The sequence below is a fragment of the Pseudomonas arsenicoxydans genome (assembly GCF_900103875.1).
GTDB classification, from domain to species: Bacteria; Pseudomonadota; Gammaproteobacteria; order Pseudomonadales; family Pseudomonadaceae; genus Aquipseudomonas; species Aquipseudomonas arsenicoxydans.
Genome location: NZ_LT629705.1, coordinates 5,538,854 through 5,554,065, shown reverse-complemented (window position 1 = coordinate 5,554,065; position 15,212 = coordinate 5,538,854). Strand labels below are relative to the sequence as shown.

Sequence of the window (15,212 nt, the reverse complement as noted above, 5' to 3'; positions counted from 1 at the left end):
ACCCAAGCAATTTGCTTGCTTCGAGCTGAAAAGCGAAAGAGCACCAGATTGCGGTGTGTGAAGACGAAACGAACCGAAAGTTCGAGAAGACTCGCAAAACACCGAAAACTATCACATACCCATTCGCTGGAGCGTGACCTCGCAAGAGAGCACGACCTGGCTACCGAATTTCTTGACGACCATAGAGCATTGGAACCACCTGATCCCATCCCGAACTCAGCAGTGAAACGATGCATCGCCAATGGTAGTGTGGGGTTTCCCCATGTGAGAGTAGGTCATCGTCAAGATTAAATTCCGAAACCCCTATCTGCGTATGCAGGTAGGGGTTTTGTTTTGCCCGCAGGAAAGTGCTGCGAAGGGAAGGGCGGCCCTAAGGCTGCCCATGGATCCCCTGACACTTAGTGAAACTTCGGCAGAACGTGCTCTGCAATCTCTTCAATGACCTCTGCCACAGGGCGTTCGCTACGACGCAAGTGCAAGCCAACGTGTTGTACACCGGCCTCGCGCAATGCTTGAAGCTCATCGATCAATGCCAATCGTCCGCAACTTCCACCGAAGCGCACGCGCCGCATGGGGGCATGAGGATTCGCTGCCAGATCCAGGTGTACGAAGCTGATATAGGGTTTATCGCCCCCGACCTCCCGCCACAGCCCCACTCGCCGACGATGCTCATCGGGCGTGCCAGGGTAGGCAAGCCAGCCATCCATGTGTTCGCCGATCCAGGCAGGTGATTGCTGACCCAGGCCTGCCACCAGTAACGGCGCAGAATGTTTGCGCTCTGGAAGCAGTCGAGCCCCCTCAGGCAAACGACCTTCACCTTGGCTGCGTATCAATTCAACCGTGTCGCGAAAGACCTCTCCTCGCTGAGCATAATCCACCCCAAACAACGGGTACTCCATCGGTCGGTCACCACTGGCGACTCCCAATAGCAAACGTCCATCACTCAACTCATCGACACTGTTTGCGGCTTTGAGGGTTAGCCAAGGCTGACGCAATGGCAGCACCACCGCCGCGGTACCCAGCATGATGTGTTCTGTAATTCCGGCGAGATACCCAAGGTAGGAAAAGGTCTCGAAGACCTGCGCCGCGTCGCCAAAGTCGGGGTCGTAAATCGGCACATCACGCACCCATAGGGCACGAAAACCTGCCTTGTCTGCCAGGCGCGCCATCGTGGCGTGCTGCTTTAAATCGGGAACACCGAACGGCCGATCCTCAGCCAGACGACCCCGCTGCCCATCACTGGACCAATCGTTATCCAGTGGGAGTTCAAGCCCTATGGAAAAACCGTTCGAGCCAAGTAGACGTTGAAAGCGTGGATGCATGAAAAGACTCCCCAAAAAGAAATGGAATGACATGCACCCAGTATCTATAGGCGGATCAGCAAGAAAAATGCATGAATCGGAATATCAGTCTTGAACAAAATGCACGAGTCGGCGAAACACCGACTGTCGTTTTGACCTTTGAAGGACAACCCTTATAGGAAATCGCACTAAAGTGACCGCATGGTTTTTGGTATGGTGCAGCTCGTTTTTTTACGGACTGATTTCAGGCCCACGGATCGGCGCCCCTTTTTATCGTCATAGAGTTGCTACAGAAATGCCTGAACCCATACCTATCAAGGACCATGAAAAAGAGACGCGTCTGGTCAATAAACGGTTGATCGCCTGCGCCTTGTTCGTCGTCGCCATATCCTGCGCACTCGTGGTGCGCATGTATGTGTTGCAGGTGGTCGAGTTCGACTATCACTCCACCATCTCCGAAAACAACCGTGTCCATGTGTTGCCGATCACCCCTACGCGAGGGCTTATCTTCGACCGCAACGGTGTCGTCCTCGCAGACAACCGTCCCAGCTTCAACCTGACCATCACCCGCGAACGCACCACCGATGTCAAAGAAGAACTGGATGAAGTGGTCAACCTCCTGCAGCTTCCAGCAGAAGACCGGACACTGTTCGACAAGGCCATGAAGCAGGCGCGTCACCCGTTCGTGCCGGTCACCCTGTTCTACGAGCTCAGTGAACAGCAAATCGCTGTGCTCGCGGTCAACGAATTCCGTTTGCCGGGAATTGATGTCGAGCCACAATTCGTCCGCCATTACCCAATGGGCGCGCACTTCGCCCATTCGATCGGCTATGTCGGTCGCATCAACGAAAAAGAATCCAAGACCCTCGATAACGTCGAATACCGTGGCACCCAGTCCATCGGTAAAACCGGTATCGAAAAGTTCTACGAGTCAGAGCTGCACGGTCACGTCGGCTATGAAGAGGTTGAAACCAACGCGCAGGGCCGCGTATTGCGAGTGCTCAAGCACACCGATCCGATCCCTGGCAAAAACATCGTGCTGAGCCTGGACGTCAAACTTCAGGAGGCGGCCGAGGAGGCCCTGGGGGATCGTCGCGGCTCTGTGGTCGCGCTCGATCCGTCGACCGGCGAAGTATTGGCCATGGTCAGCAAGCCGAGTTTCGATCCGAACATGTTCGTGACCGGCATCAGCTTCAAGGAATACGCGGCACTGCACGACTCCATCGACCGGCCGCTGTTTAACCGCGTGCTGCGCGGCCTCTACGCGCCAGGTTCGACCATCAAGCCTGAAATGGCGATTGCCGGCCTCGATGCCGGTGTCGTGACCCCGCAGACACGTGTCTTCGATCCAGGTTACTACCAGCTCCCGGACTTCGATCATAAATACCGCAACTGGAACCACAGCGGTGACGGTTGGGTGGACATGGACGCGGCGATCATGCGCTCCAACGACACCTACTTCTATGATCTGGCGCACAAGCTGGGCATCGATCGCCTGCATGATTACATGGCGATGTTCGGCCTTGGCGAGAAGGTCTCGCTGGACATGTTCGAAGAGTCTGCCGGCTTGATGCCGTCCCAGGCCTGGAAACGTGCCACACGCCGACAGCCGTGGTTCCCCGGTGAGACCGTCATCCTCGGCATCGGTCAGGGCTATATGCAGGTCACACCGCTGCAACTTGCCCAAGCTACTGCGCTGATTGCTAACAAAGGCGTCTGGAACCGGCCGCACCTGGCCAAGACCGTGGATGGTGTGGCGCCTGTGGACGAGCATCCGATGCCGAACATCATGCTCAAGGATCCGCGTGACTGGGAGCAGGTCAACCACGGCATGCAGTTGGTTATGCACGACCCTCGGGGGATTGCCCGAGCGGCGGCGTTGGGCGCTCAGTACCGCATCGCCGGCAAGAGCGGGACCGCGCAGGTGGTGGCGATCAAACAAGGCGAGCGCTACAACCGGGCGAAAACCCTGGAGCGTAACCGCGACAACGCCTTGTTCGTCGGTTTCGCTCCGGCCGAACACCCCAAGATCGTCATTTCGGTGATGATCGAAAACGGTGAGGCTGGTGGTCGAGTCGCCGGTCCAGTGGTGCGGCAGATCATGGACGCCTGGTTACTCGATCAGGACGGTCATCTCAAGCCGCAGTACGCCACCCCAGCCAAACCGCCGGGCGATCCTCACGTCTAAGCGATCAAGCTTCACAGCACAGGCTCACGAATGCTGAGCATGTGCTGTAAGGCACTTGCCATCGCCCTTACGTTAACGTAAAGATTGCGGCAGGGCGCTGAACTTAAAAAAGCGCAGGGCGGACCGATCCGGAGCGCTTTGATGACGCTAATAAAAACAACTCCACCCAAGCTGCACCGCGAAGCCCGGCTGGCCCGGGAAAAGCTCCATCTGGAGGGCGAAGTCCCCGATGGCGTGTTGCGCGCGGAAATCGATGCCTCGTGGCGGCGCAGCCTCAGTCATGGTGTGCATTTCAATGGCAAGTACGAGCTGGCGCTGGAATCGGGCGCCAGCCTCGACGTGCTGCTGGCGAGCAATCGCTTGCTGATCGACGCGGCATTGCCGGCAATCGATTACTTGGCCGAACGCCAGGGCAAGGAAGGCCTGATCATCCTCGCCAATTCCGACGCCACCATTCTGTCTGTCGAAGGTCGTGCCGACCGCCTCAAGGGCAGCGGCCTGCAAGACATTACCCTTGGCGCCTGCTGGAGCGAAGCGGCTCGCGGCACCAATGCCCTGGGCACCGCGCTGGTCGAATCGCGGCCGACGATGATTGATTGCGGCGAACACTACCTTGATCGCCTGACCGATTTTTCCTGCACATCGGTGCCTATTTATTGCCCCCAGGGCGAGATCCTCGGCGTGCTCGACTTGACTCGCGAAGGCCCGCTCGGCCGCGTTCATGACAGCACCGCATTGTTGTCCATGGCCGTCAGCCAGATCGAAAGCCGCGTGTTCAACGCCAGTTATCCAAACGAAATTGTCCTGGCCTTCCACAGCCGTCGGCAATACCTCGAATCCCCTTGGCAGGGTTTATTGGCGGTGAGTCTTGGCGGGCAGATCCTCGCGGTCAGCGCCCAGGCCTGCCAGTTGTTGCATGCCGAGCGTTCAGCGCTGGTCGGGCGGCGTTGCGAAGAGTTTCTGGGCGTCGACGGCTTGCAACTGCTGTCGCGACTGCATCAGGGTGGCGTCGGCAGTTTGCAGACTGCCAAAGGTGAATTTTTCTATAAGGCCCTGCGTGCGCCGCAGCGCTCGATCAACGTCAGCACACCGCCGCGCAGCACGGCCAAAACCGTCAAGCCACCACCGGATCTCGAAGCCTTGGCCGGCAGCAATGTGCGTTATGCCCGCGCGTTGCGCATGGCCCGCCAAGGCCTGGCCAATGAGTTGCCGGTATTGCTGCTGGGTGAAACCGGCACCGGTAAAGAAGTGATTGCCCGTGCCTTGCACATGGCCGGCAGCCGCTGCGACAAACCTTTCGTTGCGGTGAACTGCGCGGCGATTCCCGAAGGCCTGATCGAGTCGGAGCTGTTCGGCTACCGCGAAGGCGCGTTCACCGGATCGCGCCGGGGCGGCATGATCGGTCGCCTGCAACAGGCCCACGGTGGCACCTTGTTCCTCGATGAAATCGGCGACATGCCGCTGGCCTTGCAGGCACGCCTGCTGCGGGTATTGCAGGACCGAAAAGTGGCACCGTTGGGCGCTGGCGAAGAACAAGACATCGACGTCGCGCTGATCTGCGCCACCCACCGCGATCTCAAGCGTCTGGTCGAAGAAAAACACTTCCGCGAAGACCTGTTCTACCGGGTCAACGGCATCAGCGTGATGCTCCCGGCCTTGCGTGAGCGTGAGGATTTCAGTGGCCTGGTCACGCGACTGCTGGCCAAACTCAACGCACCAGGCGTTCTCCTGCATGACGACTTGAACCGATTGCTCGGTGGCTATCACTGGCCGGGTAACATCCGCCAACTGGAAATGGTGTTGCGCACTGCGCTGGCCATGCGCGAGCCGGGAGACACGGTGCTGACCCTCGACCACCTGCCCGACAGCATGCTCGACGAGTTGTCCGCGACCGAACGGCCATCGTCGGGCAGCATTCGCGAAAACGAACTGGAGTTGATTCGCCAGTCCCTGGACAGTCATCAGGGCAACGTCTCGGCCGCCGCCGATGCCTTGGGCATCAGCCGTGCGACCTTGTATCGCAAGCTCAAACAGTTGCGCTCGTGATGCAGCGCCTGATCGTGCGGCTGATCGACAGCCAAAACCCCGAAGCGCTGCAATCGGCATTGCGCTGGCTCTACAGCTTTGTGCGACCGCATCGTCTGGCAATCGCCGGACTGCTCGGGTTGTCGGTCTGCGCTTCGTTGCTGGTGCTGGTGCAACCGTGGCTGACCAAGCTGCTGATCGACGATGGCTTGCTGGCGCGCAACTTTCCGAAGCTGGTGCTGATTGCCGGGTTGATGATCGTCGCCGGGCTGCTGGGCACGGCGCTGTCGGGGATCAATCGTTACCTGCACACGCGCTTGTCCGGGCGGATTCTGTTCGCCCTGCGCGACGACCTTTATCGACATCTGCAAACCCTTTCGCCGAGTTTCTACGGGCAGCGGCGCATCGGTGATTTGATGTCGCGTCTGGATGGTGATGTTGCGGAGATCCAGCGCTTCGCCGTCGACTCGTTGTTCTCGGCGGTGTCGAGCGTGATCGGTCTGGTCTGCGCCGTGGCGATGCTGTTGACCCTGTCGTGGAAGCTTTCGCTGCTGGCGTTGGTGCTGATTCCCCTTGATGTGCTCTGGCTGCGCTGGATGCGGCGCAAGGTCGAGCGCGATGTGCGGCAGTTGCGCGAACGCTCGGCGGACATGTCCTCATTCATGGTCGAGACCTTGCCGGTGATGAAATTCATCCAGTCCGCCGGCCAGCAACAGCGTGAATCGCGCCGGCTGGAGACGCTCGGCCAAGGCTACATGAGCCAGTTGTTGCGCCTGCAAGTCACCGAGTTTTTCACCCAGGCCGTACCGGGCACGCTGACGTCGCTGTCTCGGGCCTGTGCGTTTTTGATCGGGGGTTATTGGGTGGTACAGGGGACCTGGCAGCTGGGCGCCCTGATTGCGTTTTCCACCTACCTGGGGATGGCGGTCGGGCCGGTTCAGAGCTTGCTCGGGCTGTACGTGGCGATTCAGCGGATGACCGTCAGCCTCGGTCGCGTGATGGAATTGCGTGGCGAAGAGCCGACCGTGCTCACGCCTGCCGAACCGAAGCCGATGCCGGCCTCGGGTGAACTGCGTTTCGACGCCGTGCACTTCAGCCATCCCGGTCGGCCGACGACGTTGCGCGGTATCGAAGCACGAATTCCCTATGGTTTGAAAGTCGCCCTGAGCGGCGGCTCCGGTGTCGGCAAATCAACGCTGATCGATCTGCTGCAACGCCACCATGACCCGCAGTCCGGTCGGGTGTTGCTGGGTGAGGTGGATCTGCGGGAACTGGACCTGTTCCAGTTGCGTCGGCGGATTGCCGTGGTCAGTCAGGACATCGTGTTGTTTCGCGGCAGCCTTGCCGACAACCTTGCTTATGCCGTGCCGGACGCCAGTCGTGAAGCGATTGCCGAAGTCGCGCGACTGGCGCAACTGGACAGCCTGATCGAATCCTTGCCCGAGGGCCTCGACAGCCCGTTGGGCGAGCGCGGCCAGCAGTTGTCCGGCGGGCAGAAACAGCGCATCGCCATTGCCCGGGCGCTGCTGCAGGACCCGCTGATTTTGGTGCTGGACGAAGCGACCTCGGCGGTGGATGAAGCCACCGAGCGCGAAGTCATCGAGGCCATCGATCGACTGTTTGCCGGGCGCACGCGGATCCTGATCAGCCATCGCCCTTCAACCCTGGCCGATGCCGATTTGCGCTTTGAGTTGCTCGACGGCGTGCTCACTTCAAAAACGGTGTTGCATGAAGCCTGAACTGAGGATTGGCGTCGTCGACAGCGGCCATTCGGCGGCGCAACGGGTGCAGGTGATCGCGGGACGGCGATTCTCACTGCTTGAAGATGGATTGGCCGAAAGCGCCTTGCGCGACGATCCGCTGGGCCACGGCAGCGCGGTGATCGAGGCCATCAGCCGGCGGGCGCCTTCGGCGGTTTTTTGTGTGGGGCAGGTGTTCGACCAGCGTGGCGTCACCAGTGCCTTGCAGATCGCCACGGCTATAGACTGGCTAGTGGCTCAAGATGTGCGGCTGATCAATTTGAGCCTGGGGTTGCGACAGGATCGAAGCCTGCTGCGCGAAGCCTGCGCGGCCGCCGTGGCCCGAGGTATTTTGCTGTGTGCTTCCAGCCCGGCGCAGGGCGAGGGCGTGTTTCCGGCGAATTATCCACAGGTGCTGCGGGTCACTGGCGATGCGCGTTGCGCCGAGCATGAATGGTCATGGCTTAACAGCGCTCAGGCCGATTTCGCCGCGTGTGTGCACGGGACGTATCCGGGGCAGTCGGGCGCCAGCCTGGGGTGTGCGGCGTTGAGCGGGCATATTGCGGGTTTTCTGGCTATGCACCCCGACGCGAGCAACCAGCACGTTATCGAGTGGTTGCGTGAACACGCCCGGTATCGCGGCCCTGAACGGCGCGTCGGGCCATGATTGTGATTCTTGGCGCGGGGCCGGCGGGGGCTGCGGTTGCCTTGGGTTTACGAGCGCTGGGTTATGCGGTGACGCTGGTCAGCGAGTGGCGCCGGTTCGCGGCGCTCGAAGGCGTGTCGGTGCGGGTGCTGGATGCCTTGCGGGGCGCGGGTCTGCATCAGGCGCTGGCGGACGCGACGTTACCGTCCCAGCGGCAGGTCGCGTGGAACGGCCAGCAGCATGCGCAGAACGTTGAATTTCTGGTGGATCGCCCACGCTTCGACCAAGGCTTGCGCGAAGACCTGCGACGGGCCGGCGTTGAACTCATCGAAGGACGGGTGCTGAGTGTTCAGGCCTTGGCGGCGGGACACCGCATCGAGATGGAAGGGCGCGAAGCGTTGCTGGCGGACTTTCTGGTGGAGGCCCGTGGACGTCAGGCGCCTGCACTCGGCAAAGGCCTGCGCGGGCCGGAGACGGTCAGCCTGCTCAATCGCTGGCAAGGCACGCCGGGCAGCACCGCCAGTGCCGTGGAGAGCCTTGAGGACGGTTGGGCCTGGATGGCGCGACGGGCTGACGGTCAGTGTTATTGGCAATGGACCGTGGACGTGGCCAGTGCCCAATTGCCGGGCAAGGCGCAATTACTCGATTACTGCCGCCAGAGACGCCAGGAGTCGGCGCTGGTGCGTGAGTTTTTCGGGGGCGAACCGCAAATCGACCTGCAACTGCACGCTCGCAGCAGCACAGCGATCCTGTGCCCGCAGGTGTGTGGCGATAACTGGATTCGGGTCGGCGATGCGGCGATGGCGGTGGACCCGCTGTCGGGCAACGGCATTTTCCAGTCGCTGTCTTCGGCATTGCAGGCGCCGACCGTGATCAACACATTGTTGCGTAAACCGGAGCGAGCAGCGCTGGCGCAGCGGTTTCATCAGACGCGAGTGGAACAGTTGTTTTGGCGTTTTGCGCGAATCGGGCGGGATTTTTATGCCGATGAGCAGCGCTGGCTGGAGCAGCCGTTCTGGAAGGCCCGCCGGCATTGGCCGGATGCTCAACCGGCACACGCCGAGCCGGACTTTCAGGCGCTGAGAATCGAGCGGGCGCCGGTGTTGAAGGACGGCTATGTGGATGAAGCCGACGTGGTGATCACCGCGGATCAGCCGTTGGGAATCTGGCATGTCCAGGGGGTTGAACTGGCGCCGCTGGTGCGACGGTTACAAACCGAGCCGGCCGAACAGGCGTTGGCCGGGTTGACGGTGGAGCAGGGCAGGATGGTTCGCAGTTGGTTGTTGGCTCAGGGTTTCAAGCCCTGAAGTTTGAGGTGGCCGGCCTGGCGCTATCGCGGGCAAGCCCGCTCCCACAGTGATTTGTGTGATGCCAGAAATTGCAGCTTCACCCCAAAACCTTGTGGGAGCGGGCTTGCCCGCGATGGCGCCCGACAGGCCGCCGCAATTACAACTTGATCAACACCGACTTCAACTCGGTGTAATGCTCAATCGCCGCATACCCCATCTCACGCCCGACCCCAGACATTTTGTAGCCGCCAAACGGCAGCGCCGGGTCCAGGGCGCTGTGGCAATTGACCCACACCGAGCCTGACTTGATCCGCGGAATCATCCGGTGCACCGCCGCCAGGTCATTAGACCAAATGCTTGCCCCCAACCCGTACGGGCTGTCATTGGCCATGCGCAAGGCATCGGCTTCGTCATCAAATGGAATCGCCACCAGCACCGGGCCGAAGATTTCTTCCTGCACCAGCGAATGCTTCTGATCGACGTCGACAATCACTGTCGGCTTGACGAAAAACCCCGGGCCGAATTGCTCGCCGCCGCAAGCGATGGTCGCGCCACTTTCCCGGCCCTTTTCGATATAGCCGTAAACCCTTTCCTGTTGGCGCGCGGAGATCAGTGGGCCCATATCGACGCTTGGGTCCAGGCCATTGCCAAGCTTCATGGCGTTGGCAATGTCGGCGATGTCCGCCACCACATTGTCGAAATGCTTGCGCTGCACGTACAGCCGCGACCCTGCGCAGCACACCTGGCCCTGATTGAAGAAAATCGCGCTGGCGGCACCGGCTGCGGCGGTTTTCAGGTCGGCATCGCCCATGACGATGGTCGGCGATTTGCCGCCCAGTTCCAGGGTGACACGGGTCATGGAGTCCATGGCGATCTTGCCGATCTGCTTGCCCACAGCGGTGGAGCCGGTGAAGGTCAGCTTATCCACCAGCGGATTGTGGGTCAGCGCCGATCCGGCGGTGATGCCGGTGCCGGTGACCACGTTGAACACGCCTTCGGGGTAGCCGGCTTCCAGCACCAGTTCAGCGAGTTTCAAGGCAGTCAGCGGCGTTTCGTCGGCGGGTTTGAGCACCACCGTGCAACCGGTGGCCAGGGCCGGGCCGAGTTTCCAGCAGGCCAGCAGCAGCGGGAAGTTCCAGGCGACAATGGCGCCGACCACGCCCACCGCTTCACGGCGAATGAAGCTGTGGAACTGATCGTTGGGCATCAGCGGCAACGACACTTCAACGCTGGAACCTTCGATCTTGGTCGCCCAACCCGCCATGTAGCGCAGGAAGTCGATGGACAGTTGCACATCCATCACTTGGGCCACCGCAGCGCTCTTGCCGTTGTTCAGGCATTCCAGCTGCGCCAGCTGCTCGGCGTCGCGCTCCATCAGGTCAGCGAGTTTCCACAACAGGTTCTGCCGCTCACGAGGGCGAGTGCGGGTCCAGGCGGAATCATCAAAGGCCTGACGAGCAGCAAGCACTGCCCGGTCGACATCCTCCGGCGTGGCCCGTGGCACCACGCACAGCACTTCACCGGTGGCCGGGTTGTGCAGGGGCATGGTCTGGCCGTCAGCGGCTTCGACCCAGTCACCGCCAATAAGCATGCGTGGGGCGCGCTGGATAAATGCCGAGGTGGCGGGAAGCAGATAAGGGAGCGTCATGGCGAGGCCTCTTGTTATTCGTGAGAACCGGGCTTTCGCAATGGCTGTGCCAAGTGCCAGGAAACGCAGCCCCGCCCTTGGTCGGCGGGGTTTGGGAACACTCAAGGGAAAGGGCGATTGCCCGCGGCTTGTTGCAAATTGCGACAACGATGAGACGACGAGCAACCTGTTGCGACCTTGAGACACTCACTATTGAGGACTAGAATTTTCTGGCTCGGTGGATGACGCGATGGACCGTTCATCTGGCCACACATCTGGTGTGAGGGAGGTTAGTGATGTTCCTTTCAACCCTGGAAATTCAAAGCATCATTGAACAGAAAATGCTGCCCGCCGTGTGCACGTGCAGCATGGAGGCAGATCAGTCCTTGACCATACGGGTCTGCGACTGCGTAACGGGAAAAGTCGATCTGGTGGCGACCCATGTTCCGCTATGGACACTGGACAGCCCTCACGCAATCGCCTCGCTGGTGGCGGATATGCGGCACGAAATAGAAGCCCACAAAGGCATTCAGCCAACGTTTTTCAGCTGAATCGCCGTCACGCCGCACCACCGAGGTGGTGCGGCGCGTGCTGACGGTTCAGGCGGGGATTTTTCGGGAAAGTTCCTCGAATGTGTTGCCATCTACAGCAGCCAGGAGTTTTCTGTCGTCCTTGAGCGTCGCCAGAAACGTCACTTCGGTCTCCTTGCCCGCCAACATGAAGCCGGCAATTGCGCCGATCGGGCCCAGCAACATCGCACCCGCCACGCCGAAGCCGATGGCATCCTTGATGTTGTTGATCGAATCTTCGTTGGCCACTTCTACACACTTGAACGCTGAGAGCGGGAGGGTGATGCCGGGCCACGGGTGGAGCGAGGTCCTGAGGGTGAAGACGTCATCTATGTACTCTCCATCACCCTGCAGAAAGTCCCCCGCCAGGACAGTGATGCTTGCCATTTTGTTATCCCCTGCTTGGCAATCGGTGAACACCCATTTCGCTCCCGCAGGGGATAGCCGTCAATCGTCGACCGATGAACTGTTCCGGCCACGCCATCTATGCTTTGTCTCAGACTGAAACAAGTGTCGCGATATTAGACGCGGGCGATCTTGCCTGGATGCCGATCACGCCCCTGTTTTTGACCTAACGGCTTGATTTAAAAGGATATCGTCAAGCTGGCACGCTCCGTGTATTGCTCATCGCAGACGTTTCTCTTGCCTCCGTCAGCGGTGCGCCGCCGACGGTAGAAACCAAAAAAAACGATAAGCCACAAAAATAAGAAAGCACCGTGCGAGGTTCGACGTTGATGAAGAGAAGACTCCGATCAGGCCTGAGCGCCAGTCTGCTGGCCGTGGCCGCTTGTGTAGCGCTGCATTCGCCTTACAGCCTGGCCGCCCGTGACGCCCAGACCATCCTCAAGGAAACCTGTCAGGGCTGTCACACCCCCGAAGCCGATAACGCCCTGAGCCGTATCAGCCACCAGCGCAAGACCCCGGAAGGTTGGCTGATGAGCATCGCCCGGATGCAGACCATGCACGGTTTGCAGATTAGCGATGACGACCGCCGAACCCTGGTCAAATACCTGGCCGACACCCAGGGTCTGGCGCCCAGCGAGACAGACGGCGTGCGTTATGCGCTGGAACGTCGACTCAATACCGTCGAGAAGTTTGACGACCAGACCAGCCAGATGTGCGGCCGCTGCCACTCCGGTGCGCGGGTGGCCCTGCAACGGCGTCCGGCCCAGGAATGGGAGCGTCTGGTGAACTTCCACCTCGGCCAATGGCCGTCCCTCGAATACCAGGCCCTGGCCCGGGATCGCGACTGGTTTGATCTTGCCCGCAAGGACATGGTGCCGCTGCTGGCCAAGCGTTATCCGCTGGATAACCCGGCCTGGAAAAAATGGCTGAGCAGCGCGCCGAAAAGCGCCGCACTGGTGGGTGACTGGAGCTTCAGCGGCCACTTGCCCGGCAAGGGTGAACTGGCCGGCGTGATGAGCGTCACCGCCGATGGCAGTGACACGTTCAAAGTCAGCGTCAAAGGCCAATACGCCGACGGCAGCCCGTTCAATGGCGATGGCAGCGCGATTCTCTACACCGGCTACGAATGGCGCGGCAACGTGACCATCGATGGCGTGACCATGCGCCAGGTGTTCGCCGCCCAGGGCAATGCCATGCAAGGCCGGATGTTCGAAGCCGAGCATGATGAGCGCGGTCTGGACTTCGTCGCCGCCAAGCAGGGCAGCAGTCGTTTGCTGGCGGTGCAACCGGGTTACCTCAAGGCTGGCGCCGAAACTGAAGTCACCCTTGTCGGCAGCGGTCTCACCGGCAAACCGAACTTCGGTAAAGGTGTGGAAGTGGTCGAAGTCGTCGAGCAGAGCCCGCAGCGGATCAGGGTCAAACTCAAGGCCGCGGCCAATGCCCAGCCGGGTCTGCGCGCGGTCACCGTCGGCACGCTGAAAGGCCCGACCCTGTCGGTCTACAACTCAATCGCCGAAGTCAAAGTCGTGCCCGCGTTCTCGGTGGCGCGGATCGGCGAGGGCGGCGGTTCTACGCCGAAAGTCCAGGGCCGTTTCGATGCTGAAGCCTGGGGCAAGGGCGCTGACGGCAAACCGTATCGCATCGGCGTGTTCCCGGCGCAATGGAAGGTCGAGGCCTTCGACGACCGCGCCAAGGAAGACGAAGACGTCAAGTTCGCCGGCACCATGCAAGCCGACAGCGGCGTGTTCACTCCAGGTGATGCCGGGCCGAACCCGCAACGCAAGATGTCCACCAACAATGCCGGCAACCTCAAGGTGATTGCCGCCGTCGACGACGCAGGGAAATCCCTGACCGGCGAAGGCCACATGATCGTCACCGTGCAACGCTGGAACAATCCACCCATTCCATGAGTTGGCTGATTCAAAAAGGCTTCAGACACTTTTCGGAATGACCGCAGGCCCCGCCAGGCGGGGTTTGCACAGGAGGTTGCAATGGGCGCTATTTTGAATCTGGTCGAGCGGAATCTGCACGAAGTGCACGTCGATGCCGACCGCATGCTGTTTCACATCCCCAGCAGTTCGCTGTTCGCCAGCGATGAGCTGACGGGCACCATCATCGATACCTTGCGCGGTCCCGGCTGTTCGTCGGAGGACCTGATCGAGCGTTTGGCTTCACGTTTCAACGGTGAAGAAATCACCGAGACCCTGCGCGAGTTGATGTCCCTGGAACTGGTCAGCGACGGCTCGCCGCTGACGCCGGACATCGGCACCAAACGGGTCGAACGCACCGCGATCAATACCGTGGTGCTCAACGTCAACACCGGCTGCAATTTGAGCTGCACCTACTGCTACAAGGAAGACCTCGACAAGCCGTCGGCCGGCAAGAAAATGGACGTCGAAACGGCGGTCGCTTCGGTAGAAATGCTGCTGCGCGAATCCCCGGACGAAGAGCGTTTCACCGTGGTGTTCTTCGGTGGTGAACCGCTGAGCAATCGCAAGCTGATCGAGTACATGGTCGACTATTGCGAGAAGCGTTTCCGTGAGGCGGGCAAGTTCGTCGAGTTCGTCATGACCACCAACGCCACGCTGCTCACCGAAGAGACCGTGGACTACCTCAACGCTCACCGCTTCGGTTTGTCAGTCAGCATCGACGGACCGAAAACCGTGCACGACCGCAACCGCATCACCGTGGGCGGGCAGGGCACGTATGACGTGGTGCGGCGCAAGGCCGAGATGTTGCTGTCGCGCTACAACAGCCGTCCGGTGGGCGCGCGGGTGACCCTGACCACCGGCGTCACTGACGTCGAAACCATCTGGGATCACCTGTTCAACGAACTGGGTTTTGCCGAAGTCGGATTCGCCCCGGTGACCTCCGGCGACATCAGCACCTTCAACCTGTCCAGCGACGAACTGATCGAAGTCTTTGCCAGCATGAAGAGACTTGGCCGGCGTTATCTGGAAGCGGCGCTGGAGCACCGCAACATCGGTTTCTCCAACCTGCACCAGTTGATCACCGACATTCACGAAGGCCATAAAAAAGCCCTGCCGTGCGGCGCGGGCCTGAAGATGCTGGCGGTGGATCACAAGGGCGAACTGAACCTGTGCCACCGTTTCACCGGATCAAGCCTGCCGACCTTCGGCAACGTCCACACCGCCGTGAAGCAAGTGGAGTTGAACGACTTCCTGTCCCAGCGCCTGGACCGCACCAACACCGGCTGCGAAGACTGCCAGATCCGCAATCTCTGCTCCGGCGGCTGCTACCACGAGAGCTACGCCCGTTACGGCGACCCGACCCATCCGACCTATCACTACTGCGAACTGATGCGTGACTGGGTCGACTTCGGCATCGAGGTCTACACCCGGATCATGGCCCACAACCCTGCGTTTATCAGCAGCTACATCACTCCGCGCAAGGCTCACTGAT

At 60.6% G+C, this 15,212-nt stretch carries 11 protein-coding genes and 1 rRNA gene; 9 read left to right on the top strand and 3 right to left on the bottom strand.

Annotated features, from left to right (window positions below):
* Nucleotides 1-171 precede the first annotated feature (171 nt).
* Nucleotides 172-287 (top strand): 5S ribosomal RNA (rrf, locus tag BLQ41_RS25900).
* 111 nt (nt 288-398) lie between these two features.
* Here rrf and BLQ41_RS25895 read toward each other — a convergent pair.
* On the bottom strand, nt 399-1,322 hold the full coding sequence (locus BLQ41_RS25895) for a TIGR03571 family LLM class oxidoreductase (protein WP_090188834.1): 924 nt from the start codon (nt 1,320-1,322) through the stop codon (nt 399-401).
* A gap of 274 nt (nt 1,323-1,596) precedes the next feature.
* On the opposite strand from BLQ41_RS25895, the gene mrdA reads away from it, so the two are divergent.
* The 5 genes from mrdA (at nt 1,597) to qhpG (ending at nt 9,206) form a co-directional block, all read left to right on the top strand.
* The gene (gene mrdA, locus BLQ41_RS25890) at nt 1,597-3,489 is read left to right on the top strand and encodes a penicillin-binding protein 2 (RefSeq protein ID WP_090186240.1); all 1,893 of its coding nucleotides are present in this window, start codon (nt 1,597-1,599) and stop codon (nt 3,487-3,489) included.
* A gap of 141 nt (nt 3,490-3,630) precedes the next feature.
* Nucleotides 3,631-5,535 (top strand): sigma-54-dependent Fis family transcriptional regulator, encoded by a 1,905-nt coding sequence (locus BLQ41_RS25885; RefSeq protein WP_090186237.1) that lies wholly within the window; start codon nt 3,631-3,633, stop codon nt 5,533-5,535.
* The gene (locus tag BLQ41_RS25880) at nt 5,535-7,253 is read left to right on the top strand and encodes an ABC transporter ATP-binding protein (RefSeq protein ID WP_090186234.1); all 1,719 of its coding nucleotides are present in this window, start codon (nt 5,535-5,537) and stop codon (nt 7,251-7,253) included. Before BLQ41_RS25885 ends, BLQ41_RS25880 begins: the two co-directional genes overlap by 1 nt.
* The gene (gene qhpE / locus BLQ41_RS25875) at nt 7,243-7,920 is read left to right on the top strand and encodes a subtilisin-like serine protease QhpE (RefSeq protein ID WP_090186231.1); all 678 of its coding nucleotides are present in this window, start codon (nt 7,243-7,245) and stop codon (nt 7,918-7,920) included. Before BLQ41_RS25880 ends, qhpE begins: the two co-directional genes overlap by 11 nt.
* Nucleotides 7,917-9,206, top strand: a complete 1,290-nt coding sequence (qhpG, locus tag BLQ41_RS25870; RefSeq protein ID WP_090186228.1) for a flavin-dependent monooxygenase QhpG — start codon at nt 7,917-7,919, stop codon at nt 9,204-9,206. The genes qhpE and qhpG overlap by 4 nt, the downstream gene beginning before the upstream one ends.
* Before the next feature lie 139 nt (nt 9,207-9,345).
* On the opposite strand, the gene BLQ41_RS25865 is transcribed toward qhpG, so the two are convergent.
* Nucleotides 9,346-10,836, bottom strand: a complete 1,491-nt coding sequence (locus BLQ41_RS25865) for an aldehyde dehydrogenase family protein (RefSeq protein ID WP_090186225.1) — start codon at nt 10,834-10,836, stop codon at nt 9,346-9,348.
* Between the two features lie 275 nt (nt 10,837-11,111).
* Between BLQ41_RS25865 and BLQ41_RS25860 the strand changes: the two genes are divergently transcribed.
* Nucleotides 11,112-11,366, top strand: coding sequence for a DUF1652 domain-containing protein (locus BLQ41_RS25860; RefSeq protein ID WP_090186222.1), 255 nt, complete (start codon nt 11,112-11,114; stop codon nt 11,364-11,366).
* Nucleotides 11,367-11,414: 48 nt separating this feature from the next.
* Here BLQ41_RS25860 and BLQ41_RS25855 read toward each other — a convergent pair whose 3' ends face one another.
* Nucleotides 11,415-11,771, bottom strand: coding sequence for a hypothetical protein (locus BLQ41_RS25855; RefSeq protein ID WP_090188832.1), 357 nt, complete (start codon nt 11,769-11,771; stop codon nt 11,415-11,417).
* A gap of 347 nt (nt 11,772-12,118) precedes the next feature.
* Between BLQ41_RS25855 and peaA the strand changes: the two genes are divergently transcribed.
* The gene (gene peaA / locus BLQ41_RS25850; protein WP_090186219.1) at nt 12,119-13,699 is read left to right on the top strand and encodes a quinohemoprotein amine dehydrogenase subunit alpha; all 1,581 of its coding nucleotides are present in this window, start codon (nt 12,119-12,121) and stop codon (nt 13,697-13,699) included.
* An 81-nt stretch (nt 13,700-13,780) separates the two neighbouring features.
* Nucleotides 13,781-15,211, top strand: coding sequence for a quinohemoprotein amine dehydrogenase maturation protein (gene peaB, locus BLQ41_RS25845; protein WP_090186216.1), 1,431 nt, complete (start codon nt 13,781-13,783; stop codon nt 15,209-15,211).
* The last annotated feature ends 1 nt before the right edge of the window (nt 15,212 follow it).